The organism is Kitasatospora sp. NPDC085464 (assembly GCF_044541955.1).
GTDB lineage: Bacteria > Actinomycetota > Actinomycetes > Streptomycetales > Streptomycetaceae > Kitasatospora.
The window spans coordinates 25485-44926 of the sequence record NZ_JBITTM010000068.1 but is presented as its reverse complement, the minus strand read 5'-3'; the positions used below and the strand labels follow the sequence as shown (position 1 = coordinate 44926).

The following is a 19442-nucleotide window of genomic DNA, read 5'->3' as shown; positions in this document are numbered from 1 at the left end:
CCAGGTTCCGGCCTTGAGCGTCCGGATTACGGACGAAAAGAGCACGGTCAAGTGATCTCGGGGCGCCCGGGGCTCCCGGAGCCGGACTCGTGCGAGGATTTCCTGCTTGTTACGCAGCGTTACGGGCGTGGGGGTCGCCTCGGCGCGTCCGGGCATGCGAACGCCCCCTCGTTTGACCAACGCCTGCCCAGGAGGGTCGGTGGTCAAACAAGGGGGCGGAAAAGGAATCTGATGCCGCGTCTGCTGAACTCGCAGAAGCTGTCGGGCCGTCAGAGGTCGCGCAGCATGCAGGTCAGCCGGCAGCTGGTGACGCGCTTGCCGGTGTCGTCGGTGATCGCGATCTCGTAGGTGGCGGCGGTGCGGCCCTTGAACACGGCCGTCGCCACCCCGGTGACCAGGCCGGACGTCGCCGAGCGGTGGTGGGTGGCGTTGAGGTCCACGCCGACCGCGTACCGGCCGGGGCCGGCGTGCAGCATCGCCCCGATCGAGCCCAGCGTCTCGGCCAGCGCCGCCGACGCACCGCCGTGCAGCAGCCCGTACGGCTGCTGGTTGCCCTCCACCGGCATCGTGCCGACCACGCGGTCGCCGGAGGCCTCGACGATCCGGATGCCGAGCTTCTCGCCGAGGAGGCCGCCGGAGAAGGTCTCCGGGCTGACGCCCAGCTTGGCGAAGTGGTCCAGCACGTCCTGCGGGACGTTCAGGAGGGGGGCGGTGTCGGGCGCCGCATCGGTCATGGGGGAACTCCTGCCGCTCGGGGGTCACGGGTCCTGCTGCCTGTGATCGTACGACCGTCCTACTCGGCGGTAGAGCGCGCGGCCGGAGGCTGGCGTGGCGGCCCCGGCGGGCGCCCCGCCGCGGCCGCCGCTGCGGGCGCTGCCGCGCCGCCGGTGCGGGCCTCGTCGCGCCGCCGCTGCCGTGCTCGGCCCTACCGGTGCCGTGCCCCTTTTGTCGGTGCCGGGCCATAGGATCGGTGGACGGTAGTGGAATCGGCAGGAACGGACGTTGACGTGGCTACGCAGAGTACGGACAAGGGCGCTACGGGTGGCGGCGGGGCCGGCCCGCGGCCCCGGCTGATGCTGCTCGACGGGCACTCGATGGCCTACCGGGCCTTCTACGCCCTGCCCGTGGAGAACTTCAACACCTCCACCGGGCAGCCCACCAACGCGGTCTACGGCTTCGCGTCGATGCTCGCCAACACCGTCCGCGACGAGCAGCCCACCCACCTCGCCGTCGCCTTCGACCTCTCCCGGCAGACCTTCCGCTCCGTCGAGTTCCCCGACTACAAGGCCAACCGGGCCAAGACGCCGGACGAGTTCAAGAGCCAGGTCGGCCTGATCGGCGAACTCCTCGACGCCATGAACGTCCCCCGGATCACCGCCGAGGGCTTCGAGGCCGACGACATCATCGCCACCCTGGCCACCGCCGCCGAGGCGGCCGGGTACGACGTCGACATCGTCACCGGCGACCGCGACTCGCTCCAGCTGGTCACCGACCACGTCACCGTCCTCTACCCGACCAAGGGCGTCTCCGAGCTCACCCGCTTCACCCCGGAGAAGGTCACCGAGAAGTACGGCGTCACCCCGCGCCAGTACCCGGACCTCGCCGCGCTGCGCGGCGACCCGTCCGACAACCTGCCCGGCATCCCCGGCGTCGGCGAGAAGACCGCCGCCAAGTGGGTCAACCAGTTCGGTTCCTTCGACGAACTGGTCACCCGCGCCGACGAGGTCAAGGGCAAGATCGGCGAGAAGCTGCGCGACAACCTCGACTCGGTCAAGCGCAACCGCGTCCTCACCGAACTGGTCCGCGACGTCGAACTCCCGCTCGGCGTGACCGACCTGGCCCGCGCGCCGTTCGACAGGACCGCCGTCGGCACCCTGATGGAGTCGCTGGAGTTCCGCAACGCCAACTTCCGCGACCGCGTCTACGGCATCGACCCGGCCGTCGGCGAGGAGGAGGCCGCCGAACTCGCCCCCGGCGTCGAGGTGGACGGCGAACTGCTGACCGACCCGGGCACCCTGGCCGCCTGGCTGCGCGAGCACGCCTCCGACGGCAAGACCACCGTCGCCCTCGCCGCCGTCTACCGGTGGGCGCTCGGCACCGGCGAGGTCACCGAAGTCGCCCTCGCTGCGGGGGAGACGGCCGCCTGGTTCGACCCGGCCCTGCTCGTCGAGGAGGACGAGCGGGCCTTCGCCGGCTGGCTCGCCGACCCGGCCGCCCCCAAGGCCCTGCACATCGCCAAGCAGGTCATGCGCGCCTTCGCCGAGCGCGGCTGGACGGTCGAGGGCGTCGTCGCCGACACCGCGCTCGCCGCGTACCTGGAGAAGCCCGGCCGCCGCACCTTCACCCTGGAGGTGCTCGCCGAGGAGTACCTGGCCCGCTCGCTCACCCCGGCCCCCGCCGCCGAGAGCGGCCAACTCGCCTTCGACGCGCCGGAGGAGGACGAGACCGCCGCGGCCCAGTCGCTGATGCTCCAGGCCCGCGCCGTGCTCGACCTCGCCGCGCTCTTCGACACCCGCCTCGCCGAGGTCGGCGCCGCCGGGCTGATGCACGACATGGAACTGCCCATCGCCGCCCTGCTCGCCCGCATGGAGCGCTACGGCATCGCCGCCGACCGCGCGTGGCTCACCACGCTGGAGACGCAGTTCGCCGCCGAGATCCAGCGCTGCGTCGAGGAGGCCCACGCCGCCGCCGGGCACGAGTTCAACCTCGGCTCGCCCAAGCAGCTCCAGGAGATCCTCTTCGGCGAGCTCGCGCTCCCCAAGACCAAGAAGATCAAGACCGGCTACACCACCGACGCCGACGCGCTGACCTGGCTGGCCACCCAGACCGACAACGAGCTGCCGGTCATCCTGCTGCGCCACCGCGACCAGGCCAAGCTGCGCACCACCGTCGAGGGCCTGCTCAAGACCGTCTCGCCCAAGGGCCGGATCCACACCACCTTCAACCAGATGGTCGCCGCCACCGGCCGGCTCTCCTCGCAGGACCCGAACCTGCAGAACATCCCGGTCCGCACCGAGGAGGGCCGCGCCATCCGCCGCGCCTTCGTCGTCGGCGAGGGCTACGAGACGCTGCTCACCGCCGACTACTCGCAGATCGAACTGCGGATCATGGCGCACCTGTCCGAGGACGAGGCGCTGATCGAGGCCTTCGCCTCCGGCGAGGACCTGCACACCACCGTCGCCTCCCAGGTCTTCGAGGTCCCGGGCGCCGCGGTGGACGCCGAGATGCGCCGCAAGATCAAGGCGATGTCCTACGGCCTGGCGTACGGGCTGTCCGCGTACGGGCTCTCGCAGCAGCTCGGCATCAAGCCCGCCGAGGCGCAGGGCCTGATGGACACCTACTTCGAGCGCTTCGGCGGCGTGCGCGACTACCTGCGCCGGGTCGTCGACGAGGCCCGCGCGACGGGGTACACCGAGACGCTGCTCGGCCGCCGCCGCTACCTGCCGGACCTCAACAGCGACAACCGCCAGCGCCGCGAGATGGCGGAGCGGATGGCCCTCAACGCCCCGATCCAGGGCTCGGCCGCCGACATCGTCAAGATCGCCATGCTCCGGGTGGACGAGGCGCTGCGCGCGGCCGGCCTCACCTCCCGGATGCTGCTCCAGGTGCACGACGAAATCGTCCTGGAGCTGGCCCCCGGCGAGCGCGAGCGGGTGGAGGCCGTCGTCCGCGAGCAGATGGCGGGTGCGTACCCGCTGCGCGCCCCGCTGGACGTCTCGGTCGGCGCCGGCGCGAACTGGGAGGCCGCCGCGCACTGACGGCGGAGCGGTATCGGCGGGCCCGGGCACACAGGTGTCCGGGCCCGCCGTCGTGTGCGGGGTCCGGGGTGGCCTGTCCCGGGGTGGCCTGTTCCACCGACGGGGAATTGGTCCTCACGTTCGGTCAATTTCGTACTACCGTAGGCGCAATGACAACCGGAACCCCTTCGACCGACCAGTCCCCGTCCCTCGCCGAGGCGCCGACCGCCCAGGCCCGCAACTCCGCCGCCTTCTGGACCGCGACCGGCCTGAGCCGGGGCCACGAGGTGATCCGGCGCCGCGGATTCGTCGCGGTCGACGGCGACGCGCGCGCGGGCCTGCGGGTCCTGATCCAGGAGCCCGACCTCGACCCGGCCGAACTGGCCGAGGTGGGCGAGCTGGTCCGCGCGGCCGCCGGGACGGCCTACGTCGAGGACCCGTTCAGCTCGGCCGACCTGAACGACCTGGGCCTGGGCCTGCGCAACTGGCAGATGCCGATCATGCTGCGTCTGCCCGGGTCCGTCGCCGAACCGGCGCTGGACGTGATCCGGGTGCGACGGGCCGAGGACCTCCAGGCGGCCGAGCAGGTCGTGATCGAGGGCTTCGACCTGGAGGGGTTCCAGCCTCACCGCCCCGGCGAACTCTTCCCGCCGGCGCTGATCGAACAGCCGGGCGTGGACGTATTCGTCGCCTCCATCGACGGCACGGTCGCGGGAGCCTGCGTCAGCGTCGTGGCCGACGGCGTCGGAAGCCACTACTGGGTCGCCACGTCGTCGGCGTTCCGCTCGCGCGGCGTCGGCCGCGCCGTCATGCTCGGCGCCCTCACCCACATGACGAGCCTGCCGGCCACGCTCACCGCCTCGAAGCTCGGCAGGCCGCTGTACGAGTCACTGGGATACACGGTCGCGTCGCCCTCCACCTGGTGGGCCTCCTCCTGAACGACGCCATCGCGCCATAGCCGGCCGGGGCTCATGCTGCGTGGGAAGTCGGCGGGGCCGACTTCCCACGCGCATCCGGCTGCCCGACCGACCCGGACGGGATCCTCGCCGAGCTGCGCCGTCCGGGCGGCGGCACCGACACCTGCGTCGCCTGCGTCACCCTGACCGCCTGAGCGCCGGCGTCAGATCGGCAGGTCCCAGCCCGGACCGTCCGCGGTGCCGAGCCAGACCCGTTGCCCCGCCGCCGAGACGGTGATGCCGAAGGCGTCCTGGTGCGGCTCGCCCGCGCCCTGCCAGGCCTCGATGGCGGTCTCCACCCGGTCCCACAGGCGGAGTGGTCCGCGCTGGACCACGGTCCAGCCGCCTTCGGGGTCGGGTACGGTCCGGGCCTGCGATCCGGTGGCCACATCCGAGAGGATCTGATTCCCGCCGCTTCCCATCCGTTCGGCCGAGGGTGCCGCGAGCTGCGCGACCCAGCTTCCGGTCCACGTGTCGAGTTGCGCGGGGTCGATCCGGCTCGCGCGTTCTTCTCCGGGGAGTAGGGCGAGAGTGGGACGGGGCGGGCGGTCGTGGGGGCGGGCGATCATGAAGCTGGTGTAGCCGGGCAGGAACCTGCCGGTGGCCTCACCGGGGCCGGTGACGTCGAGCAGTGCCAGGGCGTTGGCGTAGCTCCACCCGGACAGGGTGACCAGGATCCGCCCGCCCGGCTTCACCTGGCGGAGCCAGGCCGTCGGCAGGTACCGGACCGAGCACGTCGCGATGAGCCGGTCGAAGGGGCCGCCCTCCGGGTCGCCGCCGAGACCGTCGCCGGTGAGCAGGCGCGGGGCGTAGCCGGCGGCCCGGAGTGCGGAAGCGGCGCGCGCGGCCACCAGGGGGTCGTACTCGATGCTGGTGATGTTCCGGTCGCCGAGGCGGTGGGCACCGAGGGCGGTGGAGTAGCCGGTTCCCGTGCCGACTTCGAGCACCCGGTGACCGGCGTCCGCGCCGAGCCGCTGCCACATGTCCAGCACGAGCGAGGGCAGCGTGGAGGACGACGAGGGCGCCCCGGTGACCGGCTGGTCTCCGGCGTCCTCCGGGCTTGTGCGACCGTCGAGTTGGGTGATGAGGGTCTGGTCCGTGTAGACCCCCTCCAGCCACCCGGGGTCAGCGGGGTGCACGGTTCGGTAGCCGGTCGGGGTGCTGCCCTCGATCGGGACGAAGTAGCTGCCGGCGAACAGTTCGCGCGGTACGGCGGTAGCGGCCTCGGTCCAGGCGGCGTCGGTGAGCGTGCCGTTCTCGGTGAGCCGCTCGACCAGGGCGGCGCGCAGGGTGTCGGAGGTGGTCACTCGTCGTGGCCTCTTTCCAGTCGGTCCGCGATCGCGTGCGCGATCCGGTCGGTGATCCCGGTCGGCTGCCAAGCCCATTGCCCGTTGGGGTTGCACTCCAGGAAGTACCAGGTGCCGTCCGCGGTGACGGCGAAGTCGAAGGCGCCGAAGGCCAGTGCGAAGGTGGCGAGGTAGTGGGCGATGGACTCGGCAACCGGGGTGGGGACGTCGATCGGGCTGCACCGCATCCGGTCCTGACGGTGTCGCCAGTCGAGATCCGGGCTGTCGATGCGGGCGCCGAACAGGCGGCTTCCGACGGCGGTCACCCGGGTGTCGAACACTTTGGGAACCTTGGCCTGGAAGAGGTGCGGACACGCCGCCACCGCCTCGGTGATCTCGGACCCGTCGACCTCGCGCACCCAGACGGCCCGGGCCTGCCCGTCGACCGAGTACGACGTGTTCCACAGCGGCTTGTACACCGCGCCGCCGTCGTGGCATGAGGTGAACTCCCGTGCCTCGCGGGCGTCGTCGGTGATCAGTGTGTGGGGCACGTGGAATCCGCAGCGTTGTGCGGCGGCGAGCTGAGCGGGCTTGTACTCCGCCGCCCGGTTGTCCCAGGGATGGTTCAGGTAGTGCGCCCCGGGGAGGGAGGCCAGGATGCCGCCCGCGCCCCAGAACGCCTGCGAGGCGGCGAACCGGCGGTCCTGGCCGTCGAGGTCGGGCGGCCCTTCGTAGGGCGAGGGCCTGCGCACCCAGACGGAGCGAACGGCCGTGAGGTCCAGTTCCCGGCTCGACGTGCGGAGGGTGCCCCGCTGACCGCCCGTACGGTACGTGGCGGTCAGTGAGGCGGCCGTGAGCAGGTCGGTGCCGGGATCGAGACGGACCACGGGAACCCGGCGCTCGGCGAGCAGCCGCAGCACCGCGTCCGCCGTCACATCGGAGGAGTTGGTCAGTACCAGCACCGACCCGCTTCGGTCGTCCATCAGCCGGAGCTCTGGTCCTGGTCGTAGGACTCGGTGACGTCGCTGTCCGTGGACCCGCCCGGCTTGGCGCCGTCGCCGGGGCTGGTGTGGGTGGGCGTGACACCGCTCGTGCTGGTGCCGTGGCTGCCCAGCTCGACCGTTCGGCCGTTCTCGTCCACGATGACGGCGATCTGCGTCTCGGGGTCGATCACGGGCGTGAACGCGGGGAGCGTGGCAGTGGCCGCGTAGGGCCCCATCCTGCCGATGCCCCACGCCACGGGGGTCTGCGTCATGTGTCCTCCTTGTAGCGGTATCCGGTCATTTCCGGCAACTCTGCTGCTGCGCAGAGTCGTTCATCTGCCCGCGCCGGGTGGGCGGGGGTGGGGGAGTGGGAAGTCGGCGGGGTCGACTTCCTGTGCTCAGGGGGTAGCGGCGTGGGCGGTGTGGGCGGCGTGGGTGCGGCAGTGGGCCAGGGCGAGCTTGATCCGGGTGTCGGCGCCGGGGGCGGTGGCGAGGAGTTCGCCGGCGGTGACGAGGGCGGTCCAGTAGCGGGCGGGGTCGCCGGTGCGGGGGAGGGGCCGGGCGGCGGCGAGGGAGAGGTAGGCGGCGGTGAGGTTGCCGGTGGTGAACCAGCGGTCGAGGCCGTGCTGGTGGCCGGGGCGGATGCCGCCCATGGCCTCGATGGCGGCGAGGAAGAGGTCGATGACCGCGCGGTCGGTGTCGGTGAGGGCGGCGGGGACGTCGAAGACACCGAGGGCTTCGAGGAGTTCACCCGTGTCGGCCTCGGAGTCGGGGCGGGGGTTGGCGAGGAGGGAGCCGTAGCAGTCGCCGAGGCGGGTGGTGGTCTCGGCGAGGGGGATGTCGAGGGCGAGGCACACGGCTCGGGCGGAGGGCAGGGGCTGACGGGTCTGGCGGGCGAGGAGGGCGTAGGCCTGGGCGGGGGTGGCGCCGCGGGCGAGGGCGTGCTGGGCGAGGGTGAGGAGGGGAGGCTGCATCGGGGTGCGCTTTCAGACGGTGGCGAGGGCGGGTGCGATGAGCGCCCAGACGAACTTGCCGATGCCGCCCGAGCGGGGGCAGCAACCCCAGCGCTCGGCCAGCTCGTTGACGAGGAAGAGCCCACGCCCGCGCTCCTCGTCGGTACCGGCGGTGCGGACGGAGGGTCGGCCGGCGCCGGCGTCGTGGACTTCGAGGCGGAGGAGGTCGCGGACGACGGAGAAGCGGACCTCGACGAGGCGGTCAGGCGGAGCGGAGGAGTGCTGAACGGCGTTGGCGACCAGTTCACCGAGGAGCAACTCCGCCACGTCCGAATAGCGTTCGCCGTCGGGTAGGGCGGCGAGGTAGGCGCGGAGCAGGTGGCGGGCGAGAGGCGTGGACTCGGTGCGGGAGCCGAGGCGCGCGGCGAACGTGCGGGGGCGCCGGGCAGTGAGCATGACGGAAGCACCTCAAAGGGATGGAGTGGGCGTGTGAATGGAGTGCGACGTGCGCGGAGCGGTGGGCGACTGCTGCTGAAGCGGAGGGGCGGACCGCGGTTTTGGAGGCCTGGCCTTGAGCACCGTCACCGGTCGAGTCCGGGCGCCGTGGACGGAGCCGACAACCTTCCTACGGGTGAACAAGAGCCTTCGGGGGCCAAGCAGGGACGGGCGGTGTGGGATTGTGGCCCGGGCACCCGGATCTGTGGCCCAGGCGTTGGCCCGTCCCGGTCGGCACGCGCAGCAGCGCATGCCCAGTTGCGGTGCCGACGAGATCCTGGAGGGCTCTCACGTTGGGGTCGAGTGCGATGGGTGTCACGCTGGGCGTGGTGGTGCTCACGATGGGAAACCGGTCTGCGGAGCTGGTGGCGTTGCTGGACTCTGTGCGGGCCCAGGACGGCGGCAGCAGCGGCGTGCGGACGGTGGTGCTCGGGCAGGGCGTGAGCCTGCCCGAACTGCCGGACTGGGTGGACATCGTGGAGCTGCCGGAGAACCTCGGCATCCCCGGTGGGCGCAATGCGGGTATCAAGCGGCTGCGCGAACTCGGGGGAGCGGACGTCCTGGTCGTTCTGGACGATGACGGCCTGCTGCCGCGCACCGACACCTTCCAGCTGGTCCGGGAAGCCTTCGAACAGAGCCCGGAGCTGGGAATCGTGTCCTTCCGGATCGCGGACGAGACCGGGGCCACCCAGCGTCGACACGTCCCCCGTCTCGGCGCCGACGACCCTATGCAGTCCGGCCCGGTCACCACGTTCCTGGGCGGTGGACATGCGATTCGGATGAGCGTGATCGACCAGGTCGGCCTGTTCCCCGCCGAGTTCTTCTATGCCCACGAAGAGACCGACTTCGCGTGGCGTGCGCTCGATGCCGGATGGGAGATCCACTACCGGGCCGACATGCTGCTTCAGCACCCCCGCACCGATCCGGCCCGGCACGCCACCTACTACCGGCTGACGGCCCGCAACCGGGTCTGGCTGGCCAAGCGCCACCTTCCCGCGATCCTCGTGCCGGTCTACCTCACGTCCTGGGCGCTGTACACGCTGGTTCGCCGGCCGCCGCTGTCCGGTCTCAAAGCGTGGTGGTCCGGCTTCTTCGAAGGAGTCCGCGTGTCCTGTCCCCCGCGCAGGTCGATGCGGTGGAGCACGGTGTGGCGGATGGCGAAGCTGGGCCGGCCGCCGGTGTTCTGAGCGTCGCGTCGGCACGCTCATGGCCGGGTAGCGAGGCAGGGGAACGCTGGCTGCGATCGGCTCGCGCAGGCGTGGGTCGACGAACACGTTCGCCATGAGGCAGCGACCTCCTCTGAAGTTCGGACATTTGCATTCAGTGAACAGCCAGTTACTCTCTGGCGGTACGGTGAAGGCCTGTTCATCCCGTTCAATTTGTTCAAGATCAGCTGTAGAGGCGTGAGTTGACTGGGCACAAAGAGCCGAACCAGCAGCTGGCCGTCGTCGTCGAGGAAGCCGGGTGTACGTACGAAGCACTGGCAAAGGCAGTCCGCGGCGTTGCAGCGGAGGCCGGTGAGACGCTGCACACTTCGCGATCGGCTGTGCTCTCCTGGATGAGGGGTGGCACTCCGACAGGCCGAACCGCGGCCTATCTGGCCGAGGCGTTGACGAGACTGGCGAAGCGGAAGGTGACGGCTGCCGAGATCGGTCTAGGCTTCCCGGCATTCGGGGAGGCCTTGGCCCTTGATCCCCTGGCAACCGCTGCCGATCTCGGGAGACTTGTCATGCTCCACCGTCGCGACTTCCTCGCCCTCACCTTCGCCGCGGGCATCGTCGGGCTCCCGCTCACCTACGACCACGGGGCAGTCGCTGCCACCCTGAGAGGTGCGGCATGTGGCCGCAAGGTCGGAGCCGAGGAGGTGTCCACCGTTCGGCAGCTCACTGAGCTGTTCAGGACCGCTGACGAGCGGCTTGGCGGTGGTCACGGGTTGTCCACGGTGTCGTCCTACCTGGCGGATGCCGTTGTGCCGATGCTCCAGGCCACGTTCCCGTCCGTGGACGTGCGACGGAGTGCATATGGGGCGGCGGCCGAGCTGGCGACCCTGGTCGGATGGAAGTGCCACGACCTTGGCCGCGAGGGTGCCGCTCAGAGGTTCTACCTCCTCGCCTACCAACTTGCCTGCGAGTCCGACCCTGCAGGTCACGGAGCCTGGATGATGCGTGCCCTCACTCATCAGGCCCTTGACCTGAACCAGACCGCGCACTGTGTGGAACTGGCTGAGGCCGCGCTGTCGCGGGCCCGAGGGAGGGTCGACCGCAAGACGGAGGCACTGTTGCTGGTGACAGCCGCGCGGGCGTACGGAGCAAGCGGTCAGAGCAAGAACGCCGTTGGAGCACTACTCGCCGCCGAGGACGCAGTGCTCGCCGGTGATGGCGACGTTCCCTCGTACGCCGGCGCCTCCGGTCCGGTCGCGGCCACCGTGGCCTCGCACATCGGCAAGACCCTGACCGGGATGAAGGACCACCGAGCAGCTGAACGACACTACCGGGCGGCGCTGGAGGGCCGCGTCCCGTCGATGTACCACCGAGTTCGTGGCCTGACCCTCGCAAACGTTGCCAAGTCCGTGGCTGCCCAGCGCCGTCATGAGGAGGCCGTGATCCTCTGGAACGAGTGCTTGGACCTCATGGACGGCGTGGCGTCCGACCGGAACAAGAAGGAGCTCCAGACGGTGCGTTCGACCATGGCCGTTTACAGCGCACGAGGGATCCCCGGCGCCCCCGAACTCGCTCAGCGGGTTGCTGAATTCGCATCCGCGTGACCTCGGATTCCTCTTCCTGGCATCGACGTATCGGGCCCGCCCTTCAGATCACTTCCGGGCGTTGGTGCGCTTCGTGGGTTCTGCCGTGGTCGGGTCTTCGGGCCAGGGGTGGCGGGGGTAGCGACCCCTGAGGTCTGCTCGCACGGCGTGGTAGCCGTTCTGCCAGAAGTTCTCCAGATCACCGGTGATGGCGGCGGGGCGACCGGCGGGGGACAGCAACTGCACAGTCAGCGGGACGCGGCCGCCGGCCAGGGCCGGGGCCGCTGTCCAGCCGAAGAGCTCCTGCAACTTGACTGCCAGCACCGGGCGTTCGGTGCTGTAGTCGACCCGTATCTTCGAGCCGCTGGGCACGGTGATCCGCTCGGGGGCCAACTCGTCGAGGCGACCGGCCTGTCCGCTCGCCCAGGGGAGCAGGCGCTGCAGCGCTGCCGTCGTGTCGATCCTCGCGAGGTCGGCGCGGCGGCGGGCACGGGAGAGTTCGGGCTCCAGCCACTCGTCGGCGCGTTCCAGGAGTGCCTCGTCGGAGACGTCGGGCCAGGGGTCTCCGATGGCGGCACGGAGGAACGCCAGGCGTTCGCGCAGGTTGGACGGGAAGGTCAGCAGCTCGCTGACGCCCTCGCGGGCCAGGCCCTCCAGCAGGGCGGCTCGAACGAGCGCCGGGTCGGGGCGGTCCAGCCGCTTCTCCGCCAGTTCGATGGCGCCCAGCGACTCCACCCGGCGGGACACGACCTCTCCCCGCCGGCTGTCCCAGTGGACCTCTTCGCGGGTGCCGAGCAGTGCCGCACCGGCCTGCAGCGCAGTGTCCTCGTCCAACGCCGCAGCGTGCAGCACCCGGGCCGAATGCGATCCCGCGGGCCGGTCGGCGACCGCGACGGCGAGCCACGGCAGCGCGCCGAGCCGGGTGTCGCGGGGGAGTTCGGCCGCCGTCCCCGAGGCCATCAGGTACGGGCTGCGCTCGCCGGGTGCCGGGCGTTCGACCCTCGCCCTCGCGATCCGCTCCGGGAACGCCAGGGCGACCACCAGCCCGACGGCAGCGGCATCGCCCAACGCCGTGGCGGGTTCGTCGCCCGCGGCGCGCTGCAGCCGGCGGACTTCGTCGCGCCAGCGCCCGGCGTAGGGGTCGCGGGAGTCCTTCACCCCGCGCCACACCGCGCCGAGGTCGTCCCCCAGCGCCCGCGGCGGTTCTTCGGAGAGCAGGGCGACGACCTCGGCGGCCCGGCGGGCGCCCACGGCGGGTGCGCCGTCGACCAGTGCGCGCCCCAGCCGGGGGTGCAGCCCGGTGCGGGCGAGCCGGACACCGCGCTCCGTTGCCCGCCCGTCACCCTCGACGGCCCCGAGGGCGAGCAGGGTTTCCCGGGCGGCGGCCATCGCGCCCGCCGGGGGCCGGTCGGGCAGGGCGAGGCCGGTGGCGTCCGGGTCTCCCCAGCAGGCGGCCTGGAGGGCGAACGACGTGAGGTCGGCGAGGGCGATCTCGGGGGTGGGGAACCGCGCGGCGCGGGCGTCCTCGGCCTCGTGCCAGCAGCGGTACACGGTGCCCGGGGCCTCGCGCCCGGCCCGTCCGGCGCGCTGGCGGGCGGCGGCGAGCGAGGCCCGGACGGTGACGAGCCCCGCGAGTCCCCGGGCGTGGTCGGTGCGGGGTTCGCGGGCGAGCCCGGCGTCGACCACGACGCGTACGCCGGGCACGGTGAGGGAGGATTCGGCGACGGCGGTGGCCAGCACCACCCGGCGGCCCTCGGCCGGGGTGAGGGCGGCGTCCTGGACGGCCTGCGGGGCGCGCCCGTGCAGCTGCAGCACGTCCGCGGGCACGGCGGCCAGCTGTCCGGCGACCCGGGCGATCTCGCCGACGCCGGGCAGGAAGCAGAGCACGTCGCCCTCGCGCTCGCTCAGCGCCCGCCGTACGACGGCCGCGACGTGGTCGAGCAGGGCCGGGTCGACCCGGGTGCCGTGTGCGGGCCGGACGGCGCGCGGCGGGGGCGCCCAGAGGACGTCCACCGGGTGGGAGACCCCGTGCGCCTCCACCACGGGGGCGCCGTCGAGGAGTTCGGCCCAGGCCTCGGTGTCGGAGGTGGCCGAGGCGCAGACCAGCCCGAGTTCGGGCCGCAGTGCCGCCCGGACGTCCAGCAGGAAGGCGAGCGCCGTGTCGGCGTCCAGGTGCCGCTCGTGGCACTCGTCGAGTACGACGACGTCCACGCCGGGCAGTTCCTGGTCGCGCTGGAGCCGCTGCAGCAGCACGCCGGTGGTGACCACCTCGACCACCGTCTCCGGCCCGGCCCGGCGCTCGCCGCGCACCGTGTAGCCGACTTCGCGGCCCACGGCGGAGCCGAGCAGCCAGGCCATCCGCCGGGCGGCGGCCCGGACGGCGAGCCGGCGCGGTTCGGCGACCAGCACCCGGCGCACCGGCCGGCCGTCGCCGAGCAGTCCGGCCAGGGCGAGCGGCACCAGGGTGGTCTTGCCGGTGCCGGGCGGGGCGGCGAGGACGGCGGTGCCGTGTCCGGCGAGGGCGTCGTGCAGTGCGGGCAGGGCGGTACGGACGGGCAGGTCGTGCCAGGCCGGGGTCACGTGCGTCAGCCCCGCTCCGTGACGAAGATCGCCGTGCCGGGGATCAGCCGCCCGCGCAGCGGGGACCAGCCGCCCCACTCCTGTTCCAGGCCGGCCGGCCACTCGGGCTCGACCAGGTCCAGCAGCCGGAAGCCCGCGCCGACGAGTTCGCGGACCCGGTCGCCGACGGTCCGGTGGTGCTCGACGTAGGTGGCGTGGCCCTGCTCGTCCTGCTCGACGTAGGGGGTGCGGTCGAAGTAGGAGGACATCGCGGTGAGGCCCTCGACGCCCGGCTCGTCCGGGAACGCCCAGCGGATCGGGTGGGTCACCGAGAACACCCAGCGCCCGCCGGGCCGCAGCACCCGGTGCACCTCGCGCATCAGGGCGGCGGTGTCGGCGCTGAACGGGACGGCGCCGTAGGCGGAGCAGGCGAGGTCGAAGGCGCCGTCGGTGAAGGGGAGGACGGCGGCGTCGGCCTGGACGACCGGGACGGGGACGGCGCCGCGGCCGAGGTCGATCCGGCGGGAGTGCTGGAGCTGGCGGTAGGAGATGTCGAGGGCGACGGGGCGGGCGCCGCGGCCGGTGAGCCAGCGGGAGCACTGGGCGGCGCCGGCGCCGATCTCCAGCACGTCCTTGCCGGCGACGTCGCCGAGGAGGTGGGCGTCGGCCTCGTCGAGGCCTTCGGGGCACCAGGTGAAGCGGTCGTCGCCGAGGAAGTCGCCGTGTTCGTCCTGGTACTCGTCGGCGTTGCGGTCCCACCAGTGCCGGCTGGCGCGGCTGCTCTCCCCGGTGCCCGCGTCGCGTCGGACCGCGTCGTCGTCGGCCTCCTCGGCGGATGCGTCAAGATCGTGGAGGTCCGACTGGGGGGTGGTGGCCACGGTGACAATGCCCATCGCGTAGGGTATGGAATGCGGAAGCGCCGCTGCCGCGAACCGGCCCCGAGAGGGGTCCGGATCCTGGCGGTGGCATCCGGGGAAGGGCCCCTGCGGGCGCCGCCGCGAGGCGCGCAATCGGAGGATATGGCCTGATCCGTACCAGGCTCCACCGTCTTGACTCTCTTGGCGTTGACCGTGCCTGGCCGTCCCCGTATGCTACAAGTTGCGCTGCGGGCCTGCGCGCCTCAGACGGAGCAGGTCGCGCTCGCACCTGTCGAAGACCCCACGGTCGCAAGACGGACGCCGATTCCCGTTGTCACGGGAATGCCGGTGCGCCGCGCTCTTGGCTGTCCGGCTTTCGGTGGGAGCGATACGGGCCCTCCGCGTGGCATTACCTACGACTTTCATGTCCGTACCGGAGCCCTTTTCCTAATGACGAGCCCCACCGACTCCTCCCTCAGCACCACCCCGCAGGTCGCGGTCAACGACATCGGCGACGCGGAGGCCTTCCTCGCCGCCATCGACGAGACCATCAAGTACTTCAACGATGGCGACATCGTCGAGGGCGTCATCGTGAAGGTCGACCGTGACGAGGTCCTCCTCGACATCGGTTACAAGACCGAGGGCGTCATCCCGTCCCGCGAGCTCTCGATCAAGCACGACGTTGACCCGCACGAGGTCGTCGCCGTCGGTGACAACATCGAGGCCCTGGTTCTCCAGAAGGAGGACAAGGAGGGTCGTCTCATCCTGTCCAAGAAGCGCGCTCAGTACGAGCGTGCCTGGGGCACGATCGAGAAGATCAAGGAAGAGGACGGCATCGTCACCGGTACCGTCATCGAGGTCGTCAAGGGTGGTCTCATCCTCGACATCGGCCTCCGCGGCTTCCTCCCCGCCTCGCTGGTCGAGATGCGTCGCGTCCGCGACCTCCAGCCCTACGTGGGCAAGGAGCTTGAGGCCAAGATCATCGAGCTGGACAAGAACCGCAACAACGTGGTCCTGTCCCGCCGTGCCTGGCTGGAGCAGACCCAGAGCGAGGTCCGCCAGACCTTCCTCACCACCCTGCAGAAGGGCCAGGTGCGTTCCGGCGTCGTCTCCTCGATCGTCAACTTCGGTGCCTTCGTGGACCTGGGTGGCGTCGACGGCCTGGTGCACGTCTCCGAGCTGTCCTGGAAGCACATCGACCACCCGTCCGAGGTTGTCGAGGTCGGCCAGGAGGTCACCGTCGAGGTTCTCGACGTCGACATGGACCGCGAGCGCGTCTCCCTGTCGCTGAAGGCGACCCAGGAGGACCCGTGGCAGCAGTTCGCCCGTACGCACCAGATCGGTCAGGTCGTCCCGGGTAAGGTCACCAAGCTGGTTCCGTTCGGTGCGTTCGTCCGCGTGGACGAGGGCATCGAGGGTCTGGTCCACATCTCCGAGCTGGCCGAGCGCCACGTCGAGATCCCGGAGCAGGTCGTCCAGGTCGGCGACGAGATCTTCGTCAAGGTCATCGACATCGACCTGGAGCGTCGCCGCATCAGCCTGTCGCTGAAGCAGGCGAACGAGGCCCTGGGTGCCAACCCGGCCGAGGTCGAGTTCGACCCGACCCTGTACGGCATGGCCGCCTCGTACGACGACCAGGGCAACTACATCTACCCGGAGGGCTTCGACCCCGAGGCGAACGACTGGCTGCCCGGCTTCGAGAAGCAGCGCGAGGAGTGGGAGCGCCAGTACGCCGAGGCGCAGACCCGCTTCGAGCAGCACCAGGCCCAGGTCATCAAGAGCCGCGAGGCCGACGCCCAGGCTGCCGAGGAGGGTGGCGACGCCGTCGCCGCTGCCGCCGGTGGCTCCTACTCGTCCAGCAGCGACGAGGGCTCGGGCGCCCTGGCCTCCGACGAGGCCCTGGCCGCCCTGCGCGAGAAGCTGGCCGGTGGCCAGAGCTGAGGCTCTCGCTTCCCGCTAGCCGATAGCTAGCAGATGGGCCCCACCCGGAATTCCGGGTGGGGCCCATTTGGTTTTCCGCTTTGACTTATGTGTGTTTTATGTGAAGGAAAGTGTGAGATGGGGCTCATTGCCCTTCTATAGGTCGAAGTTCGGGTTCCGCCTACATTGAATGGAGCTGCCCGAAAGGCTCCTTCATGCGAAACCCCTCGTCCGACGTCCCCGTCACCCCCGCCGCCGTGGTCGGCGGCCGGCTCGCGGCCCTCGGCCGGTTCTGCTTCCGCCACCGCCGCTGGGTGCTCGGCTTCTGGGCCGTCGTCCTGGTCCTCGGTGTCCTGATCGGCGGCCGGGTCTTCGAAGGCTCGGTGGCGGGGGCCTCCTCCGCCAGTGCCGAGGCCGACCGGGGCAGCGCGGTGGTCACCGCGGCCGACCCGGTCAAGGGCACCGTCACTGCCGTGGTGGACGGGAAGCCGGTGGACGATCCGGCGGTGAAGGCCGCCGTCGAGAAGGCCACCGCCGAGATCTCCGCCCTGCCCGGGGTCTCCTCCAGCCTCGACGCCTACGGCCCCGGCCCGGCTCCGGCCGCGCTGCGCTCCGCCGACGGCACGGCGAGCCTGGTGACCGTCCGGATGGCCGACACCGCGACCACCGCCCAGACCGACGCCGTCACCGAGCGGCTCACCGCGCTGAACGGCGCGGGCGGCGCGCACGTGACCGTCGGCGGGGACCTGGTGCTGCAGGACGAGGTCAAGAAGCAGACCGAGAAGGACACCCGCTTCGGCGAGATGGTGACGCTGCCGCTCACGCTGGTCGTCATGGTGCTGGTCTTCGGCGGGCTCTCGGCGGCCTCGCTGCCGGTGATCGGTGCGGTCGCCTCGGTGGGCGGCGCGCTGCTGGCGATGTTCGGGTTCAGCCAGATCATGGACATCGACACCAGCGTGCTGCCGATCGCGACCGTGCTGGGGCTCGGGCTCTCGATCGACTACGCGCTGCTCATGGTGAATCGTTTCCGCGAGGAACGCGGCCACGGCGCGGGCATCGCCGCCGCCGTCGAGCGCACCGCGGCGACCGCCGGGCGCACCGTGGCCTTCTCCGGGCTGACCGTGGCCGTGGCGCTGTCCGGCCTGTTCGTCTTCACCAGCCCGGTGCTCGGGGCGGTCGCCGCCGCCGGAGTGAGCGTGGTGGTGATCGCCGTCGCCGCCGCGCTGACGCTGATCCCCGCGCTGCTCGGCTTCGCCGGCTCCCGGATCAAGACGCCCACCTCGCCCGTACCGGACGAGGGGTTCTTCAGCCGGACCGTCCGCCGGGTCCGCAAGCGGGCCGTGCTGGTCACGCTCGCCTCCGTGGCGCTGCTGATGGCGGCCGGGGCTCCGTTCCTCCACGCCGAGATGCGCAACTCGGGCGCCGCCGTGCTGCCCGCCTCCTCGGCGGGGCGGCAGGTCGCCGAGACCGTCGACCAGCGCTTCCCGCAGGTCTCGGCCGCGCCGATCACGGTGGTGGTCGAGGGCGGCGCGACGGTCGCGCAGGCGTACGCCGACGAGGTGGTCGCCAAGCTGCCCGGGGTGAGCGGGGTACGGGCGGTCAGCCCGGTGAGCGACGCCGTCTCCACCATCGACGTGCTGGTGAAGGGGGACCCGCAGGGCGGGCAGGCCAAGCACGTGGTCGAGGAGCTGCGGGCGGACCGCGGCGGGTTGAAGACCTACGTCACCGGCGGTGCGGCCTCGGTGGTCGACTTCCAGAAGGAACTGCTCTCGCGCGGGCCGTGGGCGCTGGGGCTGGTCGCGGCGGGCACGCTGGTGCTGCTGTTCCTGATGACCGGCTCGGTGGTGATGCCGGTCAAGGCGCTGCTGATGAACCTGCTGTCGCTGGGTGCCTCGCTCGGCGCGCTCACCCTGGTGTTCCAGGACGGGTACTTCAGCGGGCTGCTCGGGTTCAGTCCGACGGGCGGGCTGGAGACCTTCATCCCGGTGCTGGTCTTCGCCTTCGCCTTCGGGCTGTCGATGGACTACGAGGTGTTCCTGCTCGCCCGGATCAAGGAACTGCGGGACAAGGGGCACAGCTGCACCCGGTCGGTGGAGCTGGGCGTCCAGCGCAGCGGTCGGATCATCACCTCAGCGGCACTGCTGATGGTGATCGTCTTCGCCGGGTTCGCGCTCGGGGACATGCTGATGGTCAAGCAGATGGGCATCGCGCTGGCGGTCGCCGTCGCGGTGGACGCCACCCTGGTGCGCTGCCTCCTGGTGCCGGCCGCGATGAGCCTGTTCGGCGAGTTCAACTGGTGGGCGCCCGCTCCGCTGCGGCGACTGCACCGGCGCTTCGGGCTGAGCGAGCACGTCGAGCTGCCGGAGATCGAGCCGGCGGTGATCCCGGCGCCGCGGCCGGCGGCCGGGGAACCGGCGGGCACGGACCTGGTGAAGGCGTAGCTGTTCCGGCGCTCGTCCCCAGGCGTCCCCCGGTGGCCTGAGCCGCCGGGGGACGTCCGGTTTTCGGGGCGGGCGGCTCAGGACAGGCGGCTCAGGAGGCCGACCGCGGCGCGGAGCCGGTCCTGCTCGGCGGGGGTGAGGCGGGACTCGATGGCGGCCGCGATGCGGTGTTCGCGGCGGGCGCGCTGGTCGAGGAGGGCGGCGTGGCCGGCCTCGGTGGCGGCGATGAGCTGCTTGCGGCCGTCGGTGGGGTGGGGCTGCTGGGTGACCAGTCCGGCCTCGGCCATCAGGGCGACGGTGCGGGCCATCGACTGGTGGCGGACGCGCTGGAGGTCGGCGAGTTCCGCGACGGTGCAGGAGCGCTCGTCGCGGACCAGTAGACCGAGGACGGCGGCCTGGTTCTGCGGCAGCTCGTCGCTGTCGCGCAGGGAGCGGACCAGGCTCCCGAGGGCGGCGCGCAGGTCCGCGGCGAGTTCCAGGGTGTCCGGGTGCGGGGCTTCGCTGGGCATGGC

At 71.7% G+C, this 19442-nt stretch carries 15 protein-coding genes; 6 read left to right on the top strand and 9 right to left on the bottom strand.

The annotated features are described in order from the left end of the window. Positions 1-269: 269 nt before the first annotated feature. The gene (locus tag ACIGG8_RS38695) at positions 270-734 is read right to left on the bottom strand and encodes a hotdog fold thioesterase (RefSeq protein ID WP_350523539.1); all 465 of its coding nucleotides are present in this window, start codon (positions 732-734) and stop codon (positions 270-272) included. A gap of 339 nt (positions 735-1073) precedes the next feature. On the opposite strand from ACIGG8_RS38695, the gene polA reads away from it, so the two are divergent. Then, positions 1074-3758 carry a DNA polymerase I gene (gene polA, locus ACIGG8_RS38690; RefSeq protein ID WP_396553281.1) on the top strand — a complete coding sequence of 895 codons (2685 nt, stop codon included), beginning with the start codon at positions 1074-1076 and terminating at the stop codon, positions 3756-3758. A gap of 149 nt (positions 3759-3907) precedes the next feature. Beyond that, positions 3908-4675 (top strand): GNAT family N-acetyltransferase, encoded by a 768-nt coding sequence (locus ACIGG8_RS38685; protein ID WP_396553280.1) that lies wholly within the window; start codon positions 3908-3910, stop codon positions 4673-4675. A gap of 182 nt (positions 4676-4857) precedes the next feature. Here the strand turns inward: ACIGG8_RS38685 and tgmC are convergent, their stop codons facing one another. The 5 genes from tgmC to ACIGG8_RS38660 form a co-directional block, all read right to left on the bottom strand. Next, positions 4858-6000 carry an ATP-grasp peptide maturase system methyltransferase gene (tgmC, locus tag ACIGG8_RS38680; RefSeq protein ID WP_396553279.1) on the bottom strand — a complete coding sequence of 381 codons (1143 nt, stop codon included), beginning with the start codon at positions 5998-6000 and terminating at the stop codon, positions 4858-4860. After that, positions 5997-6962 (bottom strand): ATP-grasp ribosomal peptide maturase, encoded by a 966-nt coding sequence (gene tgmB, locus ACIGG8_RS38675; RefSeq protein WP_396553278.1) that lies wholly within the window; start codon positions 6960-6962, stop codon positions 5997-5999. Before tgmB ends, tgmC begins: the two co-directional genes overlap by 4 nt. Then, a complete protein-coding gene (gene tgmA / locus ACIGG8_RS38670) occupies positions 6962-7234 on the bottom strand; it encodes a putative ATP-grasp-modified RiPP (protein ID WP_396553277.1) in 273 nt (90 codons plus the stop codon). Before tgmA ends, tgmB begins: the two co-directional genes overlap by 1 nt. A gap of 126 nt (positions 7235-7360) precedes the next feature. Beyond that, positions 7361-7936: a hypothetical protein gene (locus tag ACIGG8_RS38665; protein ID WP_396553276.1), complete on the bottom strand. Its 576-nt coding sequence runs from the start codon at positions 7934-7936 to the stop codon at positions 7361-7363. Positions 7937-7948: 12 nt separating this feature from the next. Further along, complete coding sequence (locus tag ACIGG8_RS38660) at positions 7949-8371, bottom strand: ATP-binding protein (RefSeq protein ID WP_396553275.1); 423 nt, start codon at positions 8369-8371, stop codon at positions 7949-7951. Positions 8372-8718: 347 nt separating this feature from the next. Between ACIGG8_RS38660 and ACIGG8_RS38655 the strand changes: the two genes are divergently transcribed. Next, positions 8719-9597 carry a glycosyltransferase family 2 protein gene (locus tag ACIGG8_RS38655; protein WP_396553274.1) on the top strand — a complete coding sequence of 293 codons (879 nt, stop codon included), beginning with the start codon at positions 8719-8721 and terminating at the stop codon, positions 9595-9597. A 221-nt stretch (positions 9598-9818) separates the two neighbouring features. Further along, entirely contained in the window at positions 9819-11174 is a 1356-nt protein-coding gene (locus ACIGG8_RS38650) for a tetratricopeptide repeat protein (RefSeq protein WP_396553273.1), read from the top strand. Positions 11175-11222: 48 nt separating this feature from the next. On the opposite strand, the gene hrpB is transcribed toward ACIGG8_RS38650, so the two are convergent. Both hrpB and ACIGG8_RS38640 read right to left on the bottom strand, forming a co-directional pair. Next, the gene (gene hrpB / locus ACIGG8_RS38645; RefSeq protein WP_396553272.1) at positions 11223-13733 is read right to left on the bottom strand and encodes an ATP-dependent helicase HrpB; all 2511 of its coding nucleotides are present in this window, start codon (positions 13731-13733) and stop codon (positions 11223-11225) included. 5 nt (positions 13734-13738) lie between these two features. Then, positions 13739-14605, bottom strand: coding sequence for a class I SAM-dependent methyltransferase (locus ACIGG8_RS38640; protein ID WP_396553271.1), 867 nt, complete (start codon positions 14603-14605; stop codon positions 13739-13741). A gap of 414 nt (positions 14606-15019) precedes the next feature. On the opposite strand from ACIGG8_RS38640, the gene rpsA reads away from it, so the two are divergent. Beyond that, positions 15020-16510, top strand: a complete 1491-nt coding sequence (rpsA, locus tag ACIGG8_RS38635; protein WP_316520647.1) for a 30S ribosomal protein S1 — start codon at positions 15020-15022, stop codon at positions 16508-16510. Positions 16511-16704: 194 nt separating this feature from the next. Next, a complete protein-coding gene (locus ACIGG8_RS38630; protein WP_396553270.1) occupies positions 16705-18930 on the top strand; it encodes an MMPL family transporter in 2226 nt (741 codons plus the stop codon). Positions 18931-19007: 77 nt separating this feature from the next. Here ACIGG8_RS38630 and ACIGG8_RS38625 read toward each other — a convergent pair whose 3' ends face one another. Next, entirely contained in the window at positions 19008-19439 is a 432-nt protein-coding gene (locus ACIGG8_RS38625) for a MarR family transcriptional regulator (RefSeq protein ID WP_350523555.1), read from the bottom strand. Positions 19440-19442 lie beyond the last annotated feature (3 nt).